This is a genomic window from Promicromonospora sp. Marseille-Q5078 (assembly GCF_050315395.1).
In the GTDB taxonomy this organism is placed as follows: Bacteria; Actinomycetota; Actinomycetes; order Actinomycetales; family Cellulomonadaceae; genus Isoptericola.
In genome coordinates this window covers 3,305,400-3,326,135 of record NZ_JBNPQG010000001.1, presented here as the reverse complement: position 1 = coordinate 3,326,135, position 20,736 = coordinate 3,305,400, and the positions used below count along the sequence as shown (strand labels likewise).

Genomic DNA, 20,736 nt, shown 5'->3' with positions numbered 1-20,736 from the left:
CCGCGGCCGCGCGTCGTGCCGTGCACGACGGAGAGCGTCGCGCGGGACTGACCGGACGTGCGGCTCAGCCGCGCAGGAGGGCGAGCAGCTCGGCCGACGTGCCGCACTCGCCGATGCGGGGGAAGACGCGCTCGACGGAGTGCCGGTGGTCCTCGGCGGAGCGGTCGGCCATCGCGTCGGTGACGAGGGAGAGGTGGTAGCCGTGCTCGTGCGCGGCGCGGGCGGTGGACTCGACGCCGATGCTCGTGGCGATGCCCGTCAGCACGACCTGGGTGATGCCGCGGCGGCGCAGCTGCAGGTCGAGGTCGGTGCCGTAGAAGGCGCCCCAGTTCCGCTTGGTCACGACGACGTCGGACGGCGCGGCGTGCAGCGCGGGCGCGAGCACGTCCCAGCCGTCGGGGCGCGCCCCTCCGCGCGGCGCGTCGGTGCGGCCGGGCACGGCGTCCGCGCCGTCGGGCGCCGCGGTGACGCGCACCAGGACGACCGGCAGGTCGCGGGCGCGGAACGTCTCGGCGAGCTCGACGTTGCGGGCGAGCACGGCGTCGGCCGGGTACGGCTCGACCGGCGCGGCGAGGATGCCGGCCTGCAGGTCGATGACGACGAGCGCGGTGCGGGGGTCGAGGGTGGTGAAGGTCATCAGGGGGTCTCTCCGGGGGTGGGGACGGGCGGGGTGGCGGGCCGGCGCAGGGAGCGGTCGGCCAGGGTGAGGACGAGGACGACGGCGGCGCAGCCGGCCATCGCCAGGGCGAGGTCGTGCAGGCCGGCGGTCGTGGGCCCGTCGGCGTAGAGGGCGGCGATGGCCGCCGTGGAGACGAGCGCGCCGACGTACATGAAGGTGCGCAGCAGGCCCGCCGCCGCGCCGACGGTCGGGCTGTCCGCCTGCTGGGCGAGGGCCTTCTGGTTCGCGAGCCCCGACAGGCCCTGCATGCCACCGATCCCGACGCCGGCGACGACGAGCACCCAGGTGGGGCTGCCGGGCTGCACGGCGGCGAGGACCGCGGCGCCGAGCAGCAGCGACGCCGCCCCGACGAGGAGCGCGGCCCGGACGGGCGCGCGGCGCCCGGTGGCCGACGCCACGGTGACCGCGACGACCGACGTCGGCAGCATGAGCAGCCCGGCGGCCGCCTCGCTGAGGCCCCGGCTCTGCTCGAGCCATTGGACGTAACCGAACATGAACGCGTACGTCGCGGTGGCCGTCAGGAAGGCGCGGGCGTAGGTGAGCAGCAGCGGGCGGTTCCCGGCGAGCAGCCGCAGGTCGATGAACGGGTGGGCGGCGCGCAGCTCGTGCCGGGCGAAGGCGGCGCCCGTCACGAGGGTCACGGCGAGCACCCACCACGGCGTCGCGCCGACCAGCACCAGCATGAACGAGGTGAGCGCCGCCGCGAACAGGACCACCCCTGCCACGTCGAGGCGGGTCGCGACGGAGGGCCGAGGGGCTCCGTCGGAGGCCGGACGGTCGGAGCCCGGCGTGCGGGGCAGGCGCAGCCCACCGAGCACCAGGCACGCGACGGCGAGCGGGACGTTGACGAGGAAGATCGCGCGCCACCCGCCGAGCCCCACGAGGAGGCCGCCGAGCGTCGGCCCCACGATCATCACGACCTGGTTCGTCACGGCCAGGACGGTGAGGACGGCGGCCGTGCCGCGCCCCTCGCCGGACCTGTCGGTGGCCCGCCGCACCAGCGACATCGCCGCCGGGTACGCCGCGCAGGTGCCGAGGCCCAGCAGGGCACGGGCCAGCACGAGCAGGCCGAGCGTGGGCGCGAACGCGCCGAGCAACCCGGCGACCCCGACCAGCGCCGTGCCCACCAGGTGGGGTGCGCGGCCCGACGAGGTCGACCACCCGGCCGACGACGGGCTGCGCGACCGCCGTCACGAGGTAGAGCGCCGTGACCAGCCAGACCGTCTGGGCCGCCGGGGCTCCGAACGCGATCCCGATGGGCACGAGGGCCACCGAGATCATCGACGAGTTGATCGGGTTGAGCAGCGAGCCGAGCGCCAACGGCAGGGTGAGGCGGGTGTCGTAGCCCTCCGGTGCCGCGGCGGCCGTGGCCGGACGAGGCGCGGGGCGGTGCAGCGGGGTCACGGGCGGGCGGCCTCCGTGGGGGTCGTGGCGGGGAGCGCGGCGTCCGGGCCGTCCAGCAGGGTGCGGTCCAAGAGGGCCAGCACGGACGTGACGGCGGCGAGCTCCTCGGCGGCGAGCCGCTCCTGCAGCGCGTGGGTCAGCCACTCCTGCCCGGCCTCGCGCCGACCCTCGACGAACGCGCGGCCGTCGTCGGTCAGGGACACCACCTGGCGGCGGCCGTCGGTCGGGTCGGGGTCGCGCCGCACGAGCCCGCGCACGTCCAGGACGCCCAGCGTGGCGCCGAGCGACTGCGGCCGGACCCGCTCGGCGGCGGCGAGCGCGCTCGGCGACGCCGGCCCGTGCTTGGCGAGCCGGGAGAGCAGCGCCGTCTGCGACGGGGTCAGCTCCTGGTTGTCGCTCAGCTCGATGAACCGGCGGCGCAGGCGGCCCACGAGCGAGCGCAGCTCGCGGGCGGCCTCGGCGGCCAGGGCGGGGTCGGTGGAGGGGGGCACCGCTCCACGATAAAACTCATCAGTCCAGACTGACAAGTCTTGCCTGATGAATCACACCGCGCGCCGTGGAAGGTCAGTCGGCGGCGTGGCGGGCGGTGAGCAGGCGCCGGAACGACGCGACCCGGGCCTCGCGCGCCGGTCGCTCGTCGTCCGGCGACGCCGCGAGCCAGTCGTCGAGCCCGCAGTCCGGGGCGTCCGCGAGGTGCGTGCAGCCCCGCGGGCACTCCGCGGCGACCTCGGCGAGGTCCTCGAAGGCCTGCAGCAGGTGGTCCGTCTCCACGTGCGCCAGCCCGAACGACCGGACGCCCGGCGTGTCGACCACCCAGCCGTCGCGCTCGGCGTCCTGCTCGGGCGACGCCGGCAGCCGCAGCGCCACCGCCGACGTGGACGTGTGGCGCCCCCGCCCGGTGACGTCGTTCACCACGCCGGTGGCGCGGTCGGCGAGCGGCACGAGTGCGTTGATGAGCGTGGACTTGCCGACCCCTGAGTGCCCCACGAGCACGGAGGTGCGGCCGCTCAGGCGCTCGCGGACGGCCTCGACGCTCGTCGGGTCGTCCTGCCGCGTGACCACGACGTCGACCCCGATCGGCGTGTAGAGCTCGCGCAGCGGCGCGGGGTCGGCCAGGTCCGCCTTCGTGAGGCACAGCAGCACGTCCATGCCGGCGTCGTACGCGGCGACGACGCAGCGGTCGATCATCCCCGTGCGGGGCTCCGGCTGGGCGAGCGCCGTGACGACGACCAGCTGGTCGGCGTTCGCGACGACGATCCGCTCGTACGGGTCGGTGTCGTCGGCCGTGCGGCGCAGCACGGACGTCCGGTCCTGGATCCGCACGATCCGCGCCAGGGAGCCCTCGTCCCCGGTGGTGTCGCCGACGACGTCCACGCGGTCGCCCACGACGACGCGGGTGCGAGTGAGCTCGCGCGCCTTCATGGCGAGCACGGTGCGTTCGTCGGGCGTGCCGTCGTCGACCACGAGCGTGTACCGGCCGCGGTCCACCCCCGTCACCATCCCGGTGACGGCGTCGGTGTGCTCGGGGCGCTGCTTGGTGCGGGGGCGCGTGCCGCGCTTCGAGGGCCGCTCGTACTGCGCGTGCTCGTCGACGGCGTGGCGGGCCATCAGGCCCCGACCCCCGCGTCGCCCAGCATCCGCAGCCACATCGCGTCGAAGCCGGGCAGCGTCTTGGCGGTGGTTCCCACGTTCTCGACCCGCACGCCGGGCACCCGGAGCCCCAGCACCGCGGCCGAGGTGGCCATGCGGTGGTCGGCGTAGGTGCGGAACAGCCCGCCGTGCAGCGGCCGCGGCGTGATGACGAGCCCGTCGCGCGTCTCCTCGGCCTGGCCGCCGAGGCGCGTGATCTCCGTGGCGAGCGCGGCCAGGCGGTCCGTCTCGTGGCCGCGCAGGTGCGCGATGCCGCGCAGGCGGCTGGGGGAGTCCGCGAGCGCCGCGAGGGCGGCGAACGTCGGGGCGAGCTCGCCCGCGGCGTGCAGGTCCAGGTCGACGCCCCGGACCTCGCCGGTGCCGGTGACGGCCAGGACGTCGCCGTCCCGCCGGACGTCGGCGCCGAGGCGGGCGAACAGGTCCGGCAGCAGCCCGCCGGGCTGCGTCGTCTCCGCGGGCCAGCCGGGCACGCGCACGGTGCCGCCGCCCACGAGCGCGGCGGCGAGGAACGGGGCGGCGTTCGACAGGTCGGGCTCCACGCGCACGTCGCGGGCGGCGATCGTCCCGGGGGAGACCTGCCAGATGCCGTCGCGGGAGTCGTCGACCTCGACGCCGACGTCGCGCAGCGTGGCCACGGTCATCGCGATGTGCGGCAGGCTCGGCAGGGTGGTGCCGATGTGCCGCAGGGTGAGGCCGCGCTCGAAGCGCGCGCCGGCGAGCAGCAGCGCGGAGACGAACTGCGACGACGCCGACGCGTCGACGTCGACCGCACCGCCCGCCACCCGGCCCGTGCCGTGCACGGTGAACGGCAGGTGGGTGGGGGTGTCGGCGCCACCGTCGGCGGTGACCCGCACGTCGAGGCCGTGCAGGGCCGCGAGCACGGGCAGCATCGGTCGCACGCGGGCCTCGGGGTCGCCGTCGAACCGCACCGGGCCGTCGGCCAGCGCGGCGACCGGGGGCAGGAACCGCATGACCGTGCCGGCGAGGCCGGTGTCCACGTCGACGTCGCCGCGCAGCGGGCCCGGCGTGACGCGCAGGGTGCTGGGGTCGTCGCCCTCGGCGATCCCCGCCCCGAGGGCGCGCAGCGCGCCGATCATCAGGTCGGCGTCGCGCGAGCGCAGCGCCCCGCGCAGGGTGCCCTCGCCGTCCGCGAGCGCGGCGAGGACCAGCAGCCGGTTGGTCAGCGACTTGCTGCCCGGCACCTCGACGGTGGCGTCGAGGGGACCGGTCGCGACCGGTGCCGCCCAGCCGTCGGTCCCCGTGCCGTCCCCGGCGTGGGGGGCGGGCGGGGCGACGTGCGGCGGGACGGCGGAGGTCATGGCACCGAGGCTAGTTCACCGCCCGCCGCGGGGCCGCGCGTCTCGCCGGCCCGGCGGGGCTCGGCGGCACCCGGGGGCTGGCGGTTCAGACCGCCTCGGCGACCTTGGCGCGGAGCTTCGCCGCCTCGGCCGTGGTCGCATGCTTCACGGAGTCCGCCTTCGCCTTGACCGTCTCGGCCTTCGCCTCGGCGACGTGAGCGGCGTGCTTGCGCGCCTGCTGCACGCGATAGGAGACGCCGGGACGACCCTCGAGGTCGACGCCGGCGATCACGGCGGCGCCGATCTTGCCGAGGTCCTTGACGAAGGCCGCGGTGCGCAGGCTGCGCTCCGCGCCCTTGCTGGTGAACGGCTGGTGGGCGACGGCGAGCGGCGCGGAGAGCGCGGCCAGCACGAGCGCCGCGGTGCGCGGGGTGCGCCCGACGGCGAGCAGCACGCCGGCGGCGGCGGTCACGGCGCCGTGCGCCCGGACCAGCAGGCCGAGCTGCCGGTCGCTCAGGGGCTCGGCGCCGACGGCGTCCGTCACGAGGGCGGAGCCGTCGCGGGCGGCGTCCACGTGCTCGGCCGGGTGGATCGCGGCCTGGATCCCGTCATAGACGAACGGGGCGGCGAGCAGGGGTCGGGCGATACGGCGCAGCAACATGGCCCCACTGTGGCAGAGCGTCCCCGGGCTTGCGCGGCGACGTGGTCAGGTGGGGGACGTGTCCTCCCACCAGTCGGGGTGCGAGCGCGGCGGGCGGCGGGAGCCGAGGCCGTCGCGGCGGACCGTGCGGACGAGGCGCGTGGCGTAGGTGGCCACGAGCAGGGCGACGAGGGTCAGGATCATTGCGGTCATGGCAGTAATTCTTCGCGCGCCCAACTTCTGCCACGAGTGGCAGGAGTGACAGGATGCATCGACATTCCGCCACGCGGATGGGACGATGGCGGCATGATCCGGAAGGTGGCCGCCGTCGTGGTCCCCGGCGTCGCGCCGTTCGAGCTCGGCGTCGCCTACGAGGTGTTCGGCATCGACCGCGGCGACACGGGCGGTCCGACGTTCGAGTTCACCCTGTGCGCTCCCGTGCCGGGCCCGGTCATGACCAAGGGCGGCTTCCCCGTCGTCGTGGAGCACGGCCTCGAGGCGCTCGACGACGCCGACCTCGTCATCGCGGTCGCCTACGGCATCGACGACGGCGACGGCGCCCTCCCGACCGCGTACCTCGAGGCGCTGCGGAGGGCCCACGCCCGGGGGGCCCGGCTGTTCGCCATCTGCTCCGGCGCATTCGCGCTCGCCCGCGCGGGGCTGCTCGACGGCCGGCGCTGCACCACCCACTGGATGTACACCGAGCGGCTGGCGGCGGAGGTGCCGACGGCCGTCGTCGACCCCGACGCCCTCTACGTCGAGGACGGGCGCGTGCTCACGTCCGCGGGCACGGCGGCGGGGATCGACGCGGCGCTGCACCTCGTGCGGTCGGAGCTCGGCGCGGAGGCGGCGCGCAGCATCGCGCGGCGCATGGTGGTGCCGCCCCAGCGGGAGGGCGGTCAGGCCCAGTTCGTCGTGGACCCGCTGCCGCGCGAGGGGGAGTCCCTCGCGGGCCTGCTCGCCTGGATGCGCGACCACCTGGCTGAGGAGCACACCGTGCCCCGGCTGGCGCGACGGGCAGCGCTGTCGGAGCGCACCTTCGCGCGGCGCTTCCGGCAGGAGACCGGGACGACGCCGGCCGCGTGGCTGGCCCGCCAGCGGGTGGCCCGCGCCCAGGAGCTGCTCGAGTCGACCGAGGCGCCCGTGGACGAGATCGCCCGTCTCTGCGGGTTCGGCAGCGCGCCCGTGCTGCGCCACCACTTCGCGCGGCAGCTCAGCACCAGCCCGGTCGCGTACCGGCGCCGGTTCGCGGACCCGGTGGGGACGCTGGCCTCCTGAGGCCGAGGCGATGCCTGCGCGTCACGGGAATGCGCGCGCGGGTGCGGAGGTTGCACTGCCACGTGAACACCCGCACCTTCCCGACGGCGCTCGCCGCCACCCCCGCACCCGGACGTGAGTCCGTGCGGCTCTTCGCCGTCCCGGCGGGCGCCCTGCCCGCGGGCTCGGCGGGACGGGCGGCGGAGGACGCGACCACCCTGCACTCCCCGTGGATCGGAGGACCCCACCCAGTGCCTGGACTAGGCTCGACGGTGATGACCCAGGACCTTGACCCGGCGGGCGACGCCCCGCGCGGGAGCACCGGGCAGAACCCGGACGGCGAGGAGATCCCCGAGGACACGGAACGTGCCCCCGAGGGAGAGGGCAGCGCGGCCCGGGCCGCGCGGTTCGAGCGCGACGCCCTGCAGTACCTGGACCAGCTCTACTCGGCCGCGCTGCGCATGACGCGCAACCCCGCGGACGCCGAGGACCTGGTGCAGGAGACGTTCGCCAAGGCGTTCGCCGCGTTCCACCAGTACAAGCCCGGCACCAACCTCAAGGCCTGGCTGTACCGCATCCTCACCAACACGTTCATCAACAGCTACCGCAAGAAGCAGCGCGAGCCGCAGCAGTCCCAGGCCGAGGACGTCGAGGACTGGCAGATCGCGCGCGCCGCGTCGCACACGTCGCAGGGGCTGCGGTCGGCCGAGGCCGAGGCGCTCGACCGGCTCCCGGACTCCGACGTGAAGCGGGCGCTGCAGGAGCTGCCCGAGGACCGGCGCATGGTCGTCTACTACGCCGACGTCGAGGGCTTCCCCTACAAGGAGATCGCCGAGATCATGGGTACGCCGATCGGGACGGTGATGTCCCGGCTGCACCGCGGACGCCGGCAGCTGCGCGAGCTGCTCGCCGACTACGCCGCACAGCGTGGACTGGTCTCTGCTCGCGGAGGAGCGTCATGACCGACCCCGTCACCCCCATCCCGCACGAGCGTGCCGCGGGGGAGAACGAGTGCGAGCACGCGCTCGTGCACCTGAACGAGTACCTGGACTCCGAGATGACGCCCGAGGACGAGCAGCGGATGCGCGCGCACGTGGCGCACTGCTCGCCGTGCCTCGCGGAGCTGAGCGTCGAGGAGCTCGTCAAGCAGCTGGTCCGGCGCTCCTGCTCCGAGCGCGCGCCGGAGACGCTCCGGGTGCGGATCCACCAGCAGATCACGATCCTCGCGAGATAGAGAAGCGTCTCGTCGAGATAGAGAAGAGCCGACCGCAGCCAGCTGCGGTCGGCTCTTCTCTATCTCGACGAGACGCTTCTCTATCTCGCGAGACGGTGAATCAGGCGTTGGGACGCTTGCCGTGGTTCGCGCCGTTGCCCTTGCGGCTGCGACGCTTACGACCGCGCTTGCTCATAGTGGTCTCCTCACGAAAGATGGACGAGGGGTCGGGTCCATGGTCCCACACGCGAGGCCCGGGGTCGGAATCCGGGGGATCCCCGATCCGCCGGGTCGGTGCCCTCTGACAGGGTGGTGCCCGTCCCCAGCAGCCCGAGCACCACAGGGAGCCTCATGAGCACGGAGTCGTGGGCGGTCGCCGCCCCGCAGACCATCGACGTCGAGCAGGTCGCGGGGGTGACGCTGCGCCTGCAGGACGGCCGCGCCGACGTCGTCGCCGACCCGGCGGCCACCGCCGTGCGGATCGAGCTGATCGAGGTGGGCGCCAAGCCCGTGCAGGTCACCCGCGACGGCGACCGGCTGCGCGTCGGCTACGAGAGCTCCGTGCTCGACTCCGTGATGGCGAAGCTGCGCAACCCGCGGCAGAGCGAGCACGCCGTCGTGCGCGTCGTGGTGCCGGCCGAGTCCGCGGTCGACGTCGGCACGCTCGGGGCGGACGTCGAGGTCACGGGCGGGCGGAAGGTCGGGGTCAAGACCGTCACCGGCGCCGTCCGCACGTCCGGCACCACCGGGCCGATGTCGCTCAAGACGGTGTCCGGCACCATGTCGGCGGACGGGCACACCGGCGACGTCGCAGCGAGCAGCGCCGCCGGGTCCATCGCGCTCTCCGGCGACCTCGCGCGGGTGTCCCTCAGCACGGTGTCCGGCGCCGCCACGATCACCGCGGCACAGGCGAGCCCCCTGATCACGGCCAAGACCGTGTCGGGCGCGATCGACCTGCGCCTGCCGGCCGGCACGCCCGTGAACCTCAAGGTGCGCGGCGCGTCGGGCCAGGTGGTCCTCGACGGCTCGGTGCTGCCGAGCTCCGGGGCCACCCTGGTCGTCGACCACGGGGAGCAGCCCGCCGGCGGCCGCAGCGCCGCCTACCTGTCCGCGACGGTGACGTCCGCGCACGTCACCGTCGACCGCCGCTGACCGACGCCCGCCCGGGCGCCGGTGACGAGGAGGCACGATGACGACACCGTCCGCACCCCATGTCGCCCTGCTGACCGACGCCTTCGGGCGCGTCGTCGACGGGGCGCGCCGCGTGCTCCGCGGGGCCACCGCCGAGCAGCTCGCGTACCGGCCCGACCCGGAGGCCAACACGGTCGCGTGGCTGGTGTGGCACCTGGCGCGCGTACAGGACGACCACGTCGCCGACGTGGCCGGCACCGAGCAGCGCTGGACGGCGGGCGGCTGGGCGCAGAAGTTCGCCCTGCCGTTCGACCCGGCCGACACCGGGTACGGCCACACGCCCCAGGATGTCGCGGCCGTGCAGGTCGACGCGCAGCTGCTCGCGGGCTATCTCGACGACGTGCACGCCGCGACGACGGCCTACCTGGAGACCGTCACCGCCGCGGACCTGGAGCGCGTGGTGGACTCCGCGTGGGACCCGCCGGTCACGCTCGGGGTGCGCCTGGTGAGCGTCGTCGCCGACGACCTGCAGCACGTCGGCCAGGCCGCGTACGTCCGCGGCCTGGCCGATCGCGCGGGCCTCTGACGGCCCGACAGGTGACCCGTCGGCGGGTCACTCGTCGGCGGGGAGACCCAGCCACGCGTGCCAGCCGGTGTGCAGCACGAGCCACGCCATGAGGCCGTAGCCGGCCTGCCCCGGGTAGGTGGAGCCGTTCGTCGCGAGGTCGGCGAGCCACTGCTCGTGCTGCGCCAGCGGCGTGTACGTGTCGACGTACGGCACGCGGCGCCGGCTCGCGACGTCCGAGAAGGCGCCGGACAGGTCCGCGATGCGCCCCCCGTCCTCGGGCCGGCCCGGCGGGGGGCCGACGACGAACGCCGGGATCCGGCTGGTCTCCGCGACGTCGAGGATGTTCGCCAGGTTGAGCCGCGACCGCGCCACCGACAGCGACGAGTCGACGTCGTGCCGGCCGAGGGCGACGACGAGGCGGTTCTCGCACGTGCTCTCCGGGCCGAAGCGCGACTCCGTCTCCGCCTGCCAGCGCGCGCCGAGCGCCGAGCTGGTCTCCCCGGGCACGGCGAGCGTGAACGCCATCGCCGGCCGGCCGAACCGGGTGCGGGCCATGACGCGCCCCGTCCACCCCAGGGCGCGGGCGTCCCCGACGCCCACGCTGAGCTCGTCGCCCACGACGCAGATGCGCACCTCGGTCTGGGTCACAGAGCCTTCACCGTCCAAGTCCTGTCTCGCAGTTGCGCGGCCATTCTGGCCCGCGGCCCGGCCGGGTGGCAGGATCCCACGCCGAGCCGGACCGTGCGTCGAGGCCGGGGTTCACCGGCCGGACGTTCGGGCCCGGTCAGAGGAGGGTGGCGCCCCACCGCACGACGTGCTCGTCGCCAGGGGCGAGGCGCACCAGGCGCTCCCCGGTGTTGAAGGCGTCGGCGACGCAGCTCATCGGCTCGGCCGCGAGCCCGAACCGCTCGTAGCCGTCGATGTGGTCGGCCGAGCAGACCTGCCAGCAGTCCATCGAGTCGTCCATCCAGATCGCGGCCGTGCTGCCGTCCGGGCGGCCGAGGCGGGTCCAGGCGAGCCCGGCGTCGTCGCGCGTCGCGCCGACCCACGCGTCGTCGAGGTCCAGGCCCTCGAGCGAACGGGTGGCACGCAGGTCGTAGGGGCCGGCCACGGGCTCGGTGCCCGTGGGCAGCAGGCGGTCGTCGACCGTGACGTGCGTGGTCGCGTCGAGGCTCACGGTGCAGGCGTCCAGCGGGGCGCCGCCCGTGGACAGCCACGGGTGGAAGCCGACGCCGTACGGCGCCGTCCCGGTGCCGACGTTGCGTGCACCCACGACGACCTCCAGGCCGGCGTCGGACACGGCGTACCGGGCCCGGAGGACGAGCTGGAACGGCCAGCCCTTCTGGGCCGGGAGGGCGAGCTCGAGGGTCACGGCGTCGTCGGCGACCTCGACCGGCGTCCACCGGTACCAGCAGACGAGGCCGTGCAGCGCGGTGCCGCGGTCGGGCTCGCTCACGGCGACCTGGTAGCGGACGCCGTCGACGGCGTACACGCCGTCGCGCAGGCGGTTCGGCCAGGGCTGGAGGACGGCGGCGTTGAAGACGGGGGCGGGCTCGTCCTCACGGAACGGCACGAAGACGTCCCGGCCGGCGACGGTGTACTCGCGCACCATCGCGCCGACCTCGGTGATCGTGGCCCGGTGCTCGCCCGAGGCGATGCGGAACTGCCGGCCCGACGGGGCGGGGACGGCGGGGTCATCAGCGGTGTTCACGCTCACACCGTAGTCGGGACGCCGGATCGGTGCGGGCGACGTAGCGTAGAGGCGGCAGATCTGACAGGACGTCCCCTCGCGTGCGCGGGGCCACGCGCCGCTCGTCCACGACGCGCGGCACGAACGGAGGAACGATGGAGAAACAGGTGCTCGGCCGCACCGGCCGGCTGGTGTCGGTCGTCGGCCTGGGAACCTGGCAGCTGGGGGGCGACTGGGGCACGGTCGACGACGACCAGGCCCGAGCGGTCCTCGACGCCGCGTTCGAGTCCGGGGTGACGTTCTTCGACACGGCGGACGTCTACGGCGACGGTCGCAGCGAGTCGGCGATCGGCGCCTTCCTCGCCGACCACCGGGACGACGGGATCACCGTGGCCACGAAGATGGGCCGTCGGGCAGACCAGGTGCCGGAGAACTACGTGCTCGCGAACTTCAGGGAGTGGACCGACCGGTCGCGCCGCAACCTCGGCGTCGACACCCTGGACCTCGTGCAGCTGCACTGCCCGCCCACGGCCGTGTACTCCGACGACGAGGTCTACGACGCGCTGGACACGCTCGTCGCCGACGGTGTGACCTCCGCGTACGGCGTCTCCGTGGAGACGGTCGACGAGGCCCTCACCGCCATCGCCCGTCCCGGCGTCGCCACCGTGCAGATCATCCTCAACGCGTTCCGGCTCAAGCCGCTCGACGAGGTGCTGCCCGCGGCCTCCGCCGCCGGCGTGGGCGTCGTGGCGCGGGTGCCGCTCGCCTCCGGCCTCCTGTCGGGCCGGTACACGCACGACACGACGTTCGGCGAGGACGACCACCGCACGTTCAACCGCGAGGGCAAGGCGTTCGACGTGGGCGAGACGTTCTCCGGGGTCCCGTTCGACGTCGGGGTCGACGCGGCCGCCCGGTTCACGGACCTCGCGGGGTCCGCGCTCAACCAGGACCTCACGCCCGCGCAGGCGGCCATCGCCTGGGTGTGGCAGCAGCCCGGCGTCTCGACCGTCATCCCCGGCGCGCGGAGCGTCGAGCAGGCGCGCCTCAACGCCGCGGCCGGCTCGGCGCAGACGCTGGGCCCGCTGTTCACGTCCGGCGTGCGGGAGATCTACTCCGACTCGATCAGGGAGCACGTGCACGACAGGTGGTGAGCGCCGGCCGTCCGCAGGCCGCCCGCCGAGGGTGACCACGGGGCCGAGATAGAGAAGCTGGATCCGCGAGATAGAGAAGGGGCGGTCCGCACCAGGTGCGGACCGCCCCTTCTCTATCTCGCGGATCCAGCTTCTCTATCTCGGCAGTACGCGCGCATCACGCCCGGTCGAAGGCCTGGGCGACCAGGACCTCCTGCTGCTCCTTGTGCCGCTTGGCGGTGCCGGCGGCGGTCGAGGCGGACGCCGGGCGGGACGCGACGCGCACGCGCGGCAGGTCCTCCGGGAACGCCAGGTGCAGGTAGGACCACGCGCCCTGGTTCTGCGGCTCGTCCTGGACCCACACGACGTCGGCGCCCGCGTACCGCGCGAGCTGCGTGCGGACCTGCTCCTCCGGGAACGGGTAGAGCTGCTCCAGGCGGACGATCGCGGTCCGGGTGTCCTGCCGCTTCGTGCGCTCGGCGAGCAGGTCGTAGTAGAGGCGGCCGGTGCACAGCAGCACCCGGTCGACCTGCGCCGCGTCCACCGTCGTGTCCTGCAGCACCGGCTCGAACGTGCCGGTCGTGAAGTCCTCGACGGACGACGCCGCGGCCTTGAGGCGCAGCAGCTGCTTCGGCGTGAAGACGACCAGCGGGCGGCGCGGACGGGCGTACGCCTGCTGGCGCAGCAGGTGGAAGTACGACGCCGGCGTGGACGGCTGCGCGACCGTCATGTTGTTCTCGGCCGCGAGCTGCAGGAAGCGCTCGATGCGGGCGGAGGAGTGGTCCGGCCCCTGGCCCTCGTAGCCGTGCGGCAGCAGCATGACCAGCGACGAGCTCTGGCCCCACTTCTGCTCCGCCGACGAGATGAACTCGTCGATGACGGTCTGGGCGCCGTTGACGAAGTCGCCGAACTGCGCCTCCCAGAGCACCAGGGCGTCGGGCCGCTCCACGGAGTAGCCGTACTCGAAGCCGAGGGCCGCGTACTCGCTGAGCGAGGAGTCGTACACCCAGAACTTCGCCTGGTCGCCCGACAGGTACAGCAGCGGCGTCCACTCGGCGCCGGTGTTGCGGTCGTGCAGCACGGCGTGGCGCTGGACGAACGTGCCCCGGCGCGAGTCCTGCCCGGCGAGGCGCACCGGGGTGCCCTCCATGAGCAGCGACCCGAACGCGACGAGCTCGCCGAAGCCCCAGTCGATGCCGCCCTCCTTGGCCATGAGCTGGCGCTTCTCCAGCATCTGGGCCAGCTTCGGGTGCACCGTGAAGCCCTCGGGGGCCGACACCTGCACGGCGCCCACGCGCTCGAGCACGGCGTGCGGGACGGCCGTCTGCCAGCCGACCATGTCGCCCGCGCCGGGGCGCTGCGACTCGGGGCGCTCCAGGCCGAGGATCTCGTCCTCGCCGTCGGGCGTGCTGACCGTGCCCGCGGACTTGGTCTCGGTGAAGACCCGCTCGAGCTGCGACTGGTAGTCCTGCAGCGCCTGCTCGGCCTCCTCGACCGTGATGTCGCCGCGCGCCACGAGGTTCTTCGTGTACAGCTTGCGCACCGACTGCTTGGCCTCGATGAGGTTGTACATCAGCGGCTGCGTCATCGACGGGTCGTCGCCCTCGTTGTGGCCGCGCCGGCGGTAGCAGACCATGTCGACGATGACGTCGCGGTCGAACTGCTCGCGGTAGGCGAAGGCCAGCTCGGCCACGCGCACGCAGGCCTCGGGGTCGTCGCCGTTCACGTGGAAGACGGGGATCTGGTACCCCTTGGCGACGTCGGTCGCGTACGTGGTGGAGCGCGACGACGACGGGCCGGTGGTGAAGCCCACCTGGTTGTTGATGATCACGTGGATCGTGCCGCCGGTGCGGTACCCGCGCAGCTGCGCCAGGTTGAGCACCTCGGGCACGACGCCCTGGCCCGCGAAGGCCGCGTCGCCGTGGATGAGGATCGGCAGGACGGAGAAGCCGTCGCCGCCCAGGTCGATGCGGTCCTGCTTGGCGCGCACGATGCCCTCGAGCACCGGGTCGACGGCCTCGAGGTGCGACGGGTTCGCGGCCAGGTAGACCTTGGTCGTGGCGCCGGACTCGGCAGTGAACACGCCCTCGGTACCCAGGTGGTACTTGACGTCGCCGGACCCCTGCACGCTCTTCGGGTCGAGCTGGCCCTCGAACTCCTTGAAGATCTGGCCGTAGCTCTTGCCCGCGATGTTCGCGAGCACGTTGAGCCGGCCGCGGTGGGCCAGGCCGATGCCGACCTCGTCGAGCCCGCCCTCGGCGGCGCGGGACAGGATGGCGTCCAGCAGCGGGATGACCGACTCGCCGCCCTCGAGGGAGAAGCGCTTCTGGCCGACGTACTTCGTCTGCAGGAAGGTCTCGAACGCCTCGGCGGAGTTCAGCTTGCGCAGGACGCGCAGCTGGTCCTCGCGCGGCGTGCGGGCGTAGCCGGACTCGAGCCGCTCCTGCAGCCACTTGCGCTGTGCCGGGTCGGCGATGTGCATGTACTCGACGCCGATGGTGCGGCAGTACGAGTCGCGCAGCAGGCCGAGGATGTCGCGCAGCGTGTCCTTGGTCTTGCCGCCGAAGCCGCCCGTCGGGAACCGGCGGTCCAGGTCCCAGAGCGTGAGGCCGTGGTTCTGGATGTCCAGGTCGGGGTGCTTGCGCTGGCGGTACGCGAGCGGGTCCGTCTCCGCCATGAGGTGGCCGCGCGAGCGGTAGGAGTGGACGAGCTCCGCGATGCGGGCCGGCTTCGCGGCCTCCACGTCGGCGTCGACCGTGTTGTCGCGCACCCAGCGCACGGGCTCGTACGGCACGCGGAGGGCCGCGAACACGCGGTCGTAGAAGCCGTCCAGGCCGATGAGCTTGTTCGCGAGCACCTTGAGGAACTCGCCGGACTGCGCGCCCTGGATGATGCGGTGGTCGTAGGTCGACGTGATCGTCATGACCTTCGAGATGCCCATGCGGGCGAGCTGCTCCTCGGACGCGCCCGCGAACTCCGCGGGGTAGTCCATGGCGCCGACGCCGATGATCGTGCCCTGGCCGGACATGAGGCGCGGCACGGAGTGCACGGTGCCGATGCCGCCCGGGTTCGTCAGGGAGATCGTGGTGCCGGCGAAGTCGTCCATGCCGAGCTTGCCGCCGCGCGCCTTGCGGACGAGGTCCTCGTACGCCGCCCAGAAGCCGGCGAAGTCGAGCTCCTCGGCCTTCTTGACGCTGGGCACCAGGAGCTGGCGCGAGCCGTCCGGCTTCGCGAGGTCGATCGCGAGGCCGAAGCCGACGTGGGCCGGCTGCACGATGTGCGGCTTGCCGTCGATGCTCTCGTAGTGCGCGTTCATCACCGGCATGTCGGACAGCGCCTCGACGAGCGCGAAGCCGATGAGGTGCGTGAACGAGATCTTGCCGCCGCGGCCGCGGGCCAGGTGGTTGTTGATGACGATGCGGTTGTCCACCATGAGCTTGGCGGGCACGGCACGGACCGACGTGGCGGTCGGGACCTCGATCGAGGCCTCCATGTTCGTCACCACGCGGGCCGCCGGGCCGCGCAGCTTCTGCACGTCGTCGGTGGCCTCGTCGTCGGCGGTCTTCGGCGAGGCCTTCGCGACCTCCGCGTAGGGCGCCGTCGAGGGCAGCGCCTCGGCGACCGGGCGTACCGCGGTGGTCTCGGGGTCGGCCGGGACCGGGGCGGCCTTCGCGGCCTTCGTCGCGGCCTTGGCGGCCTCGCGAGCTGCCGTCCCCGACGAGGACGGCGCGGCGGGCTGCGCCGGGGCGGGCTGCGCCGCGGCGGCGGGGGTCACCGGTGCCGCGGGCGCCGCCGGGGCGGGTGCCGCGGGCTGCGCCGGGGCGGCGTCGGACGCCGTGCCGTTGCGCGACTCGCCGGGCTCGTAGTCGGCGAAGAAGTCCCACCACGCGGGGTCCACCGCGTTCTTGTCCTTGAGGTACTGCTCATAGAGCTCGTCGACCAGCCATTCGTTGGCTCCGAACGCGCTCGCCACGCTGATCGACTCTGACCCGTCCTTCGGGGACACCACGCGCGGATCGCCCACTTTCCCACAGTTGCTACGTTCGACCGGAAATACGCACGGCAGCGCCGGTGCGCAGGCCCAGCCTATGCCCTTCGCGCCCCTCCGCCGGGGAGGGGGAGCGGCGCCAGCGGGCCCCTCCGGGCCGCGCGGCCCGGCATCGTGACCGTCGGGTCATGGCGTGGGCAACGACTCCTCAGGACGACCCGATGACTCCGTTGTCCGGCGTCATGTCCGGACCACGGTCGTCGCCTCGGCGCGCACCGCTGTGACCAATCTCACGCGCTCGCGAACGGCGCGTGGGGGTCAGTCGTCCGCCTCCGTCGTGACCCCCGGGGCCGGGCGCGCCTGGGCCGGGAGGGTCACGCGCATCGTCGCGCCGCGGTCGGTGTCCGCGACCTCCACGTGCCCGCCGTGCAGGTCCACCGCCCACCGGACGATGGCCAGCCCGATGCCGGTGCCGCCGCTGGCCATGCCGCCGGTGGGGACCGCGTGCGGGCGGGTGGAGGCCGAGCCGCTCGCGAACCGCTCGAAGATGCGGCCGCGGTCCTCGGGGGCGATGCCGGGTCCCTCGTCGCTCACCTCGAGCACGACGTCGTCGTCCACCGGGTAGGCGTCGAGCCGTACCGTGCCGCCGTGCGGCGAGTGCCGGATCGCGTTCTGGAGCAGGTTGGTGACGACCTGGCGCAGCCGCTCCACGTCGCCCTCGAGCGTGAGGTCCGGCGGGGTGACGTCCACGACGTAGCCGAGGCCCTTCGCGGCGTCGACCATCGACATCGCCTGCGCGGACTCCTCGAGGAAGTCGCCCACCGAGAACTCGCTGAGCACCAGCGCGGACGCGCCCGCCTCCACGCGCGACAGGTCCAGGAGGTACGTCACGAGCCGGGTCAGCCGCTCGGTCTGCTCGAGCGACAGCTCGAGGGCCGACGGCGTGGGCTCGGTGACGCCGTCCACCATGTTCTCGAGCTGGGCCTGCAGCGCCGCCACGGGGGTGCGCAGCTCGTGCGAGACGTTCGCGACGAGCTCGCGCATGGAGAACGGCTTGGTCATGTAGTCGTCGGCGCCGACGCCCAGGCCGACCAGCATGTCGGTCTCGTCGTCGCGGGCCGTGAGCATGAGGATCGGGATCGGGTGGTCGGCCTGGATGCGGCGCGTGACCTCGAGGCCGTCGATGCCGGGCAGCATGACGTCCAGCACGATGGCGTCCGGCTGCAGGCGGGCGGCGGCGTCCACGCCGGCCAGGCCGTCGCGCGCGACCTCGACCCGCCATCCCTCGGCGGAGAGGCGCTGCGCGATCGCGGCCGCGATCGCGGGCTCGTCCTCGACGACGAGCACGGTGGCGTTCTGCTGGCCCGACGTGCCCGGGGTGCCCGGGTTGCTCGGAGGGGTCGCGGTGGTCATGGAGCCATCTTGCACCGGCTCCCTGGGGGAGCGCTGAGCACACGCTGTCCGCACCGACGTCCGGGCGGCGTCGCGGGGACCTCGCGCCGGCCTCGCGCCGGCTCGCGCCGGCCGCGCGCCGGCTCGCACCGGCCTCGCACGGACGACGGCTCGCACGTCCCCGACCTGCCGATAGCATCGGGGCACGATGGACGAGAGCCGATATCGCGCGCGGCCGCCCGCGCCGTTCCGCCTGGCCGCCCCGCCGCCCCGCCGCCCCGTGCGGCGACGCCGCCCCGCAGGGAGCCGCCCGTGCTAGGCGACGTGCTCATGATCGCCCTGGGCGTGGTGCTCACCGCGGGCACCGCGGTGTTCGTCGCCAGCGAGTTCTCGCTCGTCACCCTGGACCCGGCCGTCCTGGGGGCCGACGACGAGGAGGGCGACAGTCCTTCGCCCGGCCAGGGGCGCCCGTCGGACCGACGGGACCGCGCCGTCCGCGCCGGGCTCAAGCACCTGTCGACGGAGCTGAGCTCCGCGCAGGTCGGCATCACCATCACCACGATCCTGCTGGGCTACACCGCCCAGCCGGCGCTGCTGTCGCTGTTCTCCGCGGCGTTCGCCTCGACCGCCCTCGGCCAGGGCGTCGCCGGCGTGCTGGCCGTCGTCCTCGCCCTCGTCGTCGTGAACGCGTTCTCGATGCTGTTCGGCGAGCTGATCCCCAAGAACTTCGCCCTCTCCGCCCCGCACGCCACTGCGCGGCTCGTGGTCCCCGTGCAGCGCGTGTTCACCATGCTGTTCCGGCCGCTCGTCACGGTGCTCAACGGCTCGGCCAACGCGTTGCTGCGCCGGGTCGGCGTGGAGCCCCGCGAGGAGCTCTCCGGCGCACGCTCGTCGTCCGAGCTGCTGTCGCTGGTGCGGCGGTCGGCGCAGGAGGGCACGCTCGACCAGTCGGTCGCGACCCTGCTGACCAACTCGCTCGAGCTCGACGAGCTGTCCGCGCGCGACGTCATGACCGACCGGATGCGCATGGCCGTCGTCGAGCGGGAGACCACCGCCGCGGAGGTCGTGGCCCTCGCGCGGCGCACGGGCCACTCGCGGTTCCCGGTGATCGGCGAGGACCGGGACGACGTCGTCGGCCTGGTGCACCTGCGCCGGGCGGTCGGCGTCCCGCACGACCGGCGCGGCGAGGTCCCGGCCGCCGCCCTCATGGTCGATGCGCCCCGCGTGCCCGAGACCGTGCGCCTCGGCCCCCTGCTGGTCGAGCTGCGTGGCCTCGGCCTGCAGATGGCGGTGGTCGTGGACGAGTACGGCGGCACGTCCGGCATCGTGACCCTGGAGGACGTCGTGGAGGAGCTCGTGGGCGACGTCGCGGACGAGCACGACCCCCGCCGTGCAGGGGTGGTGCGCGGCACGGACGGCTCCTGGGTGGTGCCCGGCGTGCTGCGTCCCGACGAGCTGGAGGAGCGCACCGGCCTGGTCGTGCCCGAGGGCCCGGCGTACGAGACGCTCGGCGGGCTCGTGATGGCCGAGCTGGGGCGGGTCCCCGAGGAGGGCGACGAGGTGGAGACCGACGGCGTGCGGCTGCGCGTCGAGGCGATGGACGGCCGCCGCGTGGAGCGGCTGCGGGTCCTCGCCGAGGGGGAGGGCCGATGACCACCGGGACCGCCCTGCTGGTCGGCGTGCTGCTTCTCGCCGGCAACGCGTTCTTCGTCGGCGCCGAGTTCGCCGTCATCTCCGCGCGCCGCAGCGCCATGGAGCCGCGGGCCGAGGCCGGCGACCGCCGCGCGCGCACCGCGCTGTGGGCGATGGAGCACGTGTCGCTCATGCTCGCGTGCGCGCAGCTCGGGGTCACGGTGTGCTCCACCGGCCTGGGCATCGTCGCGGAGCCGGCCCTCGCGCACCTGCTCGAGGAGCCGTTCCACGCCCTGGGCGTCCCGGAGTCGCTCGTGCACCCGGTCGCGCTGGTCATCGCGCTCTCGGTCGTCGTCTACCTGCACGTGGTGCTGGGCGAGATGGTGCCCAAGAACCTCGCCGTCGCCGGCCCCGAGACCGCGGCGCTCTGGTTCGCGCCGCCGCTCGTGCTGCTGGGCCGGGCGGTGCGCCCCGTGATCTCCGCGCTCAACTGGGTCGCCAACCACGCGGTGCGCCTGGCGGGCGTCGAGCCCAAGGACGAGGTGGCGTCCGCCTTCACCGCGCAGGAGGTGCAGTCGATCGTGCAGCACTCCCAGGCCGAGGGCGTGCTGCGCGACGAGCAGGGCCTCCTCGCGGGCGCGATCGAGTTCTCCTCGCGCACCGCGGGCGACGTCATGGTGGCCGTGGACGAGCTGGTCGTGGTCGGCCCCGAGAGCACCCCGGACGACGTCGAGCACCTCGTGGCGCGCACCGGCTTCAGCCGGTTCCCCGTGGGGGGCGACGACGGCGCCCTGCGCGGCTACCTGCACCTCAAGGACGTGCTGTACGCGTCGGACGGCGACCGGTTCCAGCCGGTCCCCGCCTGGCGTGTGCGCGCGCTCGCGTCCGTGCGGCCCGACGACGAGGTGGAGGACGCGCTGCGCGCCATGCAGCGCTCGGGCGCCCACCTCGCCCGCGTCGAGGGGCCGGGCGGCGTGCTCGGCGTCGTGTTCCTCGAGGACATCCTGGAGGAGCTCGTCGGCGAGGTGCGGGACGCGATGCAGCGTCGTCCGTGACCAGCGTGG

Annotated in this window: 19 protein-coding genes and 3 pseudogenes; 9 read left to right on the top strand and 13 right to left on the bottom strand. The window is 74.2% G+C overall.

The annotated features are described in order from the left end of the window. Positions 1-64: 64 nt before the first annotated feature. Both ACQFYA_RS15440 and ACQFYA_RS15435 read right to left on the bottom strand, forming a co-directional pair. Positions 65-637: a hydrolase gene (locus ACQFYA_RS15440; RefSeq protein ID WP_499125625.1), complete on the bottom strand. Its 573-nt coding sequence runs from the start codon at positions 635-637 to the stop codon at positions 65-67. Beyond that, positions 637-1,815: pseudogene (locus ACQFYA_RS15435) on the bottom strand (MFS transporter); the annotation flags it as partial. The gene ACQFYA_RS15440 and the pseudogene ACQFYA_RS15435, both read right to left, overlap by 1 nt. Positions 1,816-1,886: 71 nt before the next feature. Between ACQFYA_RS15435 and ACQFYA_RS15430 the strand changes: the two are divergent. After that, positions 1,887-2,024, top strand: a complete 138-nt coding sequence (locus ACQFYA_RS15430; protein WP_499125623.1) for a hypothetical protein — start codon at positions 1,887-1,889, stop codon at positions 2,022-2,024. A 55-nt stretch (positions 2,025-2,079) separates the two neighbouring features. On the opposite strand, the gene ACQFYA_RS15425 is transcribed toward ACQFYA_RS15430, so the two are convergent. From ACQFYA_RS15425 to ACQFYA_RS15405, 5 genes are all read right to left on the bottom strand, one after another. Continuing rightward, on the bottom strand, positions 2,080-2,574 hold the full coding sequence (locus tag ACQFYA_RS15425; RefSeq protein ID WP_499125622.1) for a MarR family winged helix-turn-helix transcriptional regulator: 495 nt from the start codon (positions 2,572-2,574) through the stop codon (positions 2,080-2,082). Between the two features lie 73 nt (positions 2,575-2,647). Beyond that, positions 2,648-3,691 carry a ribosome small subunit-dependent GTPase A gene (rsgA, locus tag ACQFYA_RS15420; RefSeq protein WP_499125620.1) on the bottom strand — a complete coding sequence of 348 codons (1,044 nt, stop codon included), beginning with the start codon at positions 3,689-3,691 and terminating at the stop codon, positions 2,648-2,650. Further along, positions 3,691-5,052, bottom strand: a complete 1,362-nt coding sequence (gene aroA / locus ACQFYA_RS15415; protein ID WP_499125619.1) for a 3-phosphoshikimate 1-carboxyvinyltransferase — start codon at positions 5,050-5,052, stop codon at positions 3,691-3,693. Before aroA ends, rsgA begins: the two co-directional genes overlap by 1 nt. A gap of 85 nt (positions 5,053-5,137) precedes the next feature. Beyond that, complete coding sequence (locus tag ACQFYA_RS15410; protein ID WP_499125618.1) at positions 5,138-5,692, bottom strand: DoxX family membrane protein; 555 nt, start codon at positions 5,690-5,692, stop codon at positions 5,138-5,140. 45 nt (positions 5,693-5,737) lie between these two features. After that, entirely contained in the window at positions 5,738-5,884 is a 147-nt protein-coding gene (locus tag ACQFYA_RS15405) for a hypothetical protein (protein WP_499125617.1), read from the bottom strand. A 93-nt stretch (positions 5,885-5,977) separates the two neighbouring features. Between ACQFYA_RS15405 and ACQFYA_RS15400 the strand changes: the two genes are divergently transcribed. From ACQFYA_RS15400 to rsrA, 3 genes are read left to right on the top strand one after another with little or no spacing between them, the layout of a single operon-like run. After that, entirely contained in the window at positions 5,978-6,949 is a 972-nt protein-coding gene (locus ACQFYA_RS15400) for a helix-turn-helix domain-containing protein (protein WP_499125615.1), read from the top strand. A 50-nt stretch (positions 6,950-6,999) separates the two neighbouring features. Beyond that, a complete protein-coding gene (locus tag ACQFYA_RS15395) occupies positions 7,000-7,890 on the top strand; it encodes a sigma-70 family RNA polymerase sigma factor (RefSeq protein WP_499125614.1) in 891 nt (296 codons plus the stop codon). Continuing rightward, positions 7,887-8,162, top strand: coding sequence for a mycothiol system anti-sigma-R factor (gene rsrA, locus ACQFYA_RS15390; protein WP_499125612.1), 276 nt, complete (start codon positions 7,887-7,889; stop codon positions 8,160-8,162). Before ACQFYA_RS15395 ends, rsrA begins: the two co-directional genes overlap by 4 nt. 100 nt (positions 8,163-8,262) lie before the next feature. Here the strand turns inward: rsrA and ACQFYA_RS15385 are convergent, their stop codons facing one another. Beyond that, positions 8,263-8,337, bottom strand: coding sequence for a 50S ribosomal protein bL37 (locus tag ACQFYA_RS15385; protein WP_375791718.1), 75 nt, complete (start codon positions 8,335-8,337; stop codon positions 8,263-8,265). Positions 8,338-8,492: 155 nt separating this feature from the next. Between ACQFYA_RS15385 and ACQFYA_RS15380 the strand changes: the two genes are divergently transcribed. Together ACQFYA_RS15380 and ACQFYA_RS15375 are read left to right on the top strand one after the other, a co-directional pair. Further along, positions 8,493-9,293, top strand: coding sequence for a DUF4097 family beta strand repeat-containing protein (locus ACQFYA_RS15380; protein ID WP_499125611.1), 801 nt, complete (start codon positions 8,493-8,495; stop codon positions 9,291-9,293). A 37-nt stretch (positions 9,294-9,330) separates the two neighbouring features. After that, on the top strand, positions 9,331-9,858 hold the full coding sequence (locus ACQFYA_RS15375) for a mycothiol transferase (protein WP_499125609.1): 528 nt from the start codon (positions 9,331-9,333) through the stop codon (positions 9,856-9,858). A 27-nt stretch (positions 9,859-9,885) separates the two neighbouring features. Here the strand turns inward: ACQFYA_RS15375 and ACQFYA_RS15370 are convergent, their stop codons facing one another. Next, a complete protein-coding gene (locus ACQFYA_RS15370) occupies positions 9,886-10,488 on the bottom strand; it encodes a GDSL-type esterase/lipase family protein (protein WP_499125607.1) in 603 nt (200 codons plus the stop codon). Positions 10,489-10,624: 136 nt separating this feature from the next. Next, a complete protein-coding gene (locus ACQFYA_RS15365; protein ID WP_499125605.1) occupies positions 10,625-11,551 on the bottom strand; it encodes an aldose 1-epimerase family protein in 927 nt (308 codons plus the stop codon). A gap of 134 nt (positions 11,552-11,685) precedes the next feature. On the opposite strand from ACQFYA_RS15365, the gene ACQFYA_RS15360 reads away from it, so the two are divergent. Continuing rightward, the gene (locus ACQFYA_RS15360) at positions 11,686-12,681 is read left to right on the top strand and encodes an aldo/keto reductase (RefSeq protein WP_499125603.1); all 996 of its coding nucleotides are present in this window, start codon (positions 11,686-11,688) and stop codon (positions 12,679-12,681) included. A gap of 157 nt (positions 12,682-12,838) precedes the next feature. On the opposite strand, the gene ACQFYA_RS15355 is transcribed toward ACQFYA_RS15360, so the two are convergent. The 3 genes and pseudogenes from ACQFYA_RS15355 to ACQFYA_RS15345 all read right to left on the bottom strand — a co-directional run. After that, the gene (locus tag ACQFYA_RS15355; protein WP_499127558.1) at positions 12,839-16,669 is read right to left on the bottom strand and encodes a multifunctional oxoglutarate decarboxylase/oxoglutarate dehydrogenase thiamine pyrophosphate-binding subunit/dihydrolipoyllysine-residue succinyltransferase subunit; all 3,831 of its coding nucleotides are present in this window, start codon (positions 16,667-16,669) and stop codon (positions 12,839-12,841) included. Positions 16,670-16,966: 297 nt separating this feature from the next. Next, positions 16,967-17,353 (bottom strand): annotated as a pseudogene (locus tag ACQFYA_RS15350) (sensor histidine kinase); the annotation flags it as partial. Positions 17,354-17,551: 198 nt separating this feature from the next. Next, positions 17,552-18,061 (bottom strand): annotated as a pseudogene (locus tag ACQFYA_RS15345) (response regulator transcription factor); the annotation flags it as partial. A gap of 291 nt (positions 18,062-18,352) precedes the next feature. On the opposite strand from ACQFYA_RS15345, the gene ACQFYA_RS15340 reads away from it, so the two are divergent. After that, complete coding sequence (locus ACQFYA_RS15340) at positions 18,353-19,693, top strand: hemolysin family protein (RefSeq protein WP_499125601.1); 1,341 nt, start codon at positions 18,353-18,355, stop codon at positions 19,691-19,693. After that, on the top strand, positions 19,690-20,727 hold the full coding sequence (locus tag ACQFYA_RS15335; RefSeq protein WP_499125599.1) for a hemolysin family protein: 1,038 nt from the start codon (positions 19,690-19,692) through the stop codon (positions 20,725-20,727). Before ACQFYA_RS15340 ends, ACQFYA_RS15335 begins: the two co-directional genes overlap by 4 nt. Positions 20,728-20,736: the final 9 nt, after the last annotated feature.